Source organism: Pseudomonas sp. NPDC087803, assembly GCF_044742995.1.
In the GTDB taxonomy this organism is placed as follows: domain Bacteria; phylum Pseudomonadota; class Gammaproteobacteria; order Pseudomonadales; family Pseudomonadaceae; genus Aquipseudomonas.
The window spans coordinates 19,595-23,313 of the sequence record NZ_JBIUVO010000072.1; the positions used below are offsets into that span (position 1 = coordinate 19,595).

Genomic DNA, 3,719 nt, shown 5'->3' on the forward strand with positions numbered 1-3,719 from the left:
GTGTGCATCATCGGCCGCAACGGCACTGGCAAATCCAGCATGATGAAACTGGTCAAGGGCGACCAGAAGCCCGATGACGGCTCGGTGTGGCGTGCCCCCGGTCTGAAAATCGGCGAATTGCCGCAAGAATTGCCAGTGGCCGACGGGCGGACTGTGTTCGACGTGGTTGCCGAAGGTCTCGATGGTGTTGGCGCCTTGCTCGCCGAATACCATCACCTGAGCCAGAACATCGTCACCGACGCCGATCTGGACAAGCTGATGCACGTTCAGCATGACCTCGAAGCCCGTGACGGCTGGCGCTTGCAGACCCTGGTCGACAGCACCCTGAGCCGCCTGCAACTGCCGGCCGACAAGACCCTCGCCGAGTTGTCCGGCGGCTGGCGTCGTCGCGTGCTGCTGGCGCAGGCGCTGGTCTCCGAACCGGATCTGCTGCTGCTCGACGAACCGACCAACCACCTGGACATCGGTGCGATTGCCTGGCTCGAAGAAGCCCTGAAGGATTTTCAGGGCGCTGTGCTGTTCATCACGCACGACCGTTCTTTCCTGCAGAACCTGGCCACGCGCATCCTCGAACTGGATCGCGGCGGCCTGATCGACTGGAACGGCGACTACGCCAGCTTCCTGGTGCACAAAGAGGCCGCGCTGGCCGCTGAAGAAACCGCCAACGCGCTGTTCGACAAGCGCCTGGCTCAGGAAGAAGTGTGGATCCGTCAGGGCATCAAGGCCCGTCGGACCCGTAACGAAGGCCGTGTGCGCGCCCTGAAAGCGCTGCGTGTTGAGCGCAGCGAGCGTCGCGAGCGTACCGGCAAGGCGAACATCCAGCTGGAAACCGCCGACAAGTCTGGCAAGCAAGTGATGGTGTTGGAAAATGTCAGCTTCCATCACCCGGACGGTCCGTACCTGATCAAGGACTTCTCGATGGTCCTGCAGCGCGGCGACCGTATCGGTCTGCTCGGCGCCAACGGTACCGGCAAGACCACCTTGCTCAAACTGATGCTCAACGGTCTGCAACCGACCAGCGGCAAAGTGGAAGAGGGTACGCGCATCGACGTGGCCTACTTCGACCAGTTGCGTCATCAGCTGGATCTGGAAAAGACCGTGATCGACAACGTCGCCGAAGGTCGCGACTTCATCGACATCGACGGCCAGAGCCGCCACGTTCTGAGCTACCTCGGCGACTTCCTGTTCAGCCCGCAGCGTGCCCGCACGCCGGTCAAGGCGCTGTCCGGTGGTGAGCGTGCGCGTTTGTTGCTGGCCAAACTGTTCAGCAAGCCGGCCAACCTGCTGGTACTCGACGAACCGACCAACGACCTGGATGTGGAAACCCTCGAACTGCTCGAAGAAGTGCTGCTGACCTTCAACGGCACTGTGCTGATGGTCAGCCACGACCGGGCATTCCTCGACAACGTGGTCACCAGCACCCTGGTCTTCGAAGGTGAAGGCAAGGTGCGTGAATACGTCGGTGGCTATCAGGACTGGATCCGTCAGGGCGGCTCGCCGCGCCTGCTGGGCGTGACCGAGAGCAAGTCGGGCAAGGCAGACCTGAATTCGGCGGTGGTCACCGCTGAGCCTGCTGTGGTTGCCGCACCTGCGGCTGCCGCGCCGGCAGCGAAGAAGAAACTGAGCTACAAGCTGCAACGCGAGCTGGAAGCATTGCCGGGCGACATCGACGCCAAGGAACAGCAGATCGCTGCGGTTGAGGCTGAGATGGCTGAAGCCGGTTTCTATCAGCGCCCGCCGGCGGAAACTGCCAAGGTGATTGCTTCGCTCGAGCAGTTGCAGGCTGAGCTGGATGCCCTGGTGGAGCGTTGGGCCGAGCTGGATGCCTGATTGATCCGGCCATGAAAAAGCCCGGCGTTCAGTGATGAGCGCCGGGCTTTTCATATACGGGTATCGGTGAAGATTCAATGTGGGAGCGGGCTTGCTCGCGAAAGCGGTGTGTCAGGTAGCATCAATGTTGAATGTGCTGACGCCTTCGCGAGCAGGCTCGCTCCCACAGTGATCAGTGTTTCAGCGTTTGATCAGGTGCACTGCGAGCACATCGCAAGGCGCGCCGTGCAGCACGTCGTTGGCGGTGGAGCCGAGCAGCAGCGCCAGACCATGTCGACCATGGCTGCCGACCACGATCAGGTCGCATTGGTTTTCCTTGGCGAAATGATGGATTTCCTGACGTGGCTGGCCATAGGTCAGATGGCAGTTGGCGCCCTCAAGCTCGGCGTATTTGGCTTTCAGACGCTCAAGCCGCTCTTTGGCCTGATCGAACTGCTGCTGTTGCAGTTGTGACAGATCCATCGGCACATCGCCGCCGAATGCCATCGCCATCGGTTCGACGATATGCACCAGCGACAGCTTGGCGCCATTGCTCACCGACAGCTCTCGGGCGCGGTGGATCACAGGGTCGCACTCTTCGGTCAGGTCTACGGCGACCAGGATATGGTGGTAGGGCATGAGGTGCTCCTCGTGACGGTTCAATATTGTTAAGTATGGCTGGTTTCAAGCGCATTGGTTCCAAAGTGACACAATGCGCTCACCTTAAGTCGGGAGTAGAGATATGACGGTCTGGTTGGTGGTGTCAATCCTGCTGGTGGTTCTGAGTCCACTGGCATGGTTGCGCCCATCGCGTGTGCAGAGCGGCCGGATGGCCCTGCGCATGGAGGCTCGGCGCATCGGGCTGGCCATGCAACTGGCGCCTCAGGAGTGGCCGCACTGGCTGTCTCAGGAGCCGCCAAACCCGTGTGCGCAATATCACCGGCCACGGCGTGGCAGTCAGCCGGCGTGCTGGACCTACTGGCAGAAATCGCCGGGAGTATGGGTTAATCAGTGGCAGGAGGTCTGCGAGGACCGGTCGCTGCTCAATCATTTCGAAAAATTGCCGGGCAACGTGTTCAAGGTCGAGGCCGACAAGCAGATGATCGCCTTGTACTGGGGTGAGATGGGCGAAGCTGAAGTCTTGCAGCACATCGACGCTACGCTCAAAGCCCTCGCCTGAATTACGAATTCCACTGTAGGAGCTGCCGCAGGCTGCGATCTTGATCTTAAAAAAACAAGGTCAAAAGATCGCAGCCTGCGGCAGCGCCTACAGGTGGCATTTCGCAGGCAATAAAAAGCCCGATTACATCATCGGGCGGGTTGGCCAGGCAGGCCGATAATTCGCTGTAAGCTGATTCTGCGCCGGGCATTCGCCAAAAGCGTTCATATTTTTTGCCGGGATTCCGCCAGCGTAGCCTGTTAAACAGGGCTCGCCGGTAATTAGGGCGACTTTTCTAACTATTGATTCTATGAATGGCTTTGCATGCAGCTGCGTGTTGCGGATCTGCGTGCAACGGAAATGACCGCAAAGTCGCATTTCAACCCGTATTTTGGGCGATTGACAATTGTTGGAAATTCCGTGAAGGTGACGTACCCAAATCAAACGGGCGTATGAATTGAGCGTTTGTCTTACAGACTGCTCCTACAGAATCCCGACTATCGCGTTGGCGGGTGTGCCGGGTGGATTGGCGTCAGCATCGACGAAAAAGCGTCCTGCCGAGCCATTTACCTGCGTCCGACGTGTACTGTTCAGCTTCCATATCGTGGAGATCAGTTGATGATTTACGAAGGTAAAGCCATCACGGTTAAAGCTCTTGAAAGTGGCATCGTCGATTTGAAATTCGACCTCAAGGGTGAGTCCGTCAACAAGTTCAACCGTCTTACCCTGAACGATCTGCGTCAGGCCGTGG

General features: G+C 59.0%; 4 protein-coding genes. 3 read left to right on the top strand and 1 reads right to left on the bottom strand.

Features of this window, described 5'->3' with window-relative positions; all coding sequences use genetic code 11:
• Window positions 1-1,830, top strand: a 1,830-nt coding sequence (locus ACIOUG_RS23645) for an ATP-binding cassette domain-containing protein (RefSeq protein ID WP_401069062.1), incomplete at its 5' end; no start/stop codon positions are given.
• A gap of 180 nt (window positions 1,831-2,010) precedes the next feature.
• Here the strand turns inward: ACIOUG_RS23645 and ACIOUG_RS23650 are convergent.
• Window positions 2,011-2,448 (bottom strand): universal stress protein, encoded by a 438-nt coding sequence (locus ACIOUG_RS23650; RefSeq protein ID WP_401069064.1) that lies wholly within the window; start codon window positions 2,446-2,448, stop codon window positions 2,011-2,013.
• Between the two features lie 103 nt (window positions 2,449-2,551).
• On the opposite strand from ACIOUG_RS23650, the gene ACIOUG_RS23655 reads away from it, so the two are divergent.
• Window positions 2,552-2,989, top strand: a complete 438-nt coding sequence (locus ACIOUG_RS23655) for a hypothetical protein (RefSeq protein ID WP_401069066.1) — start codon at window positions 2,552-2,554, stop codon at window positions 2,987-2,989.
• Window positions 2,990-3,586: 597 nt separating this feature from the next.
• Window positions 3,587-3,719, top strand: a 133-nt coding sequence (locus ACIOUG_RS23660) for a hypothetical protein (RefSeq protein ID WP_401069069.1), incomplete at its 3' end; no start/stop codon positions are given.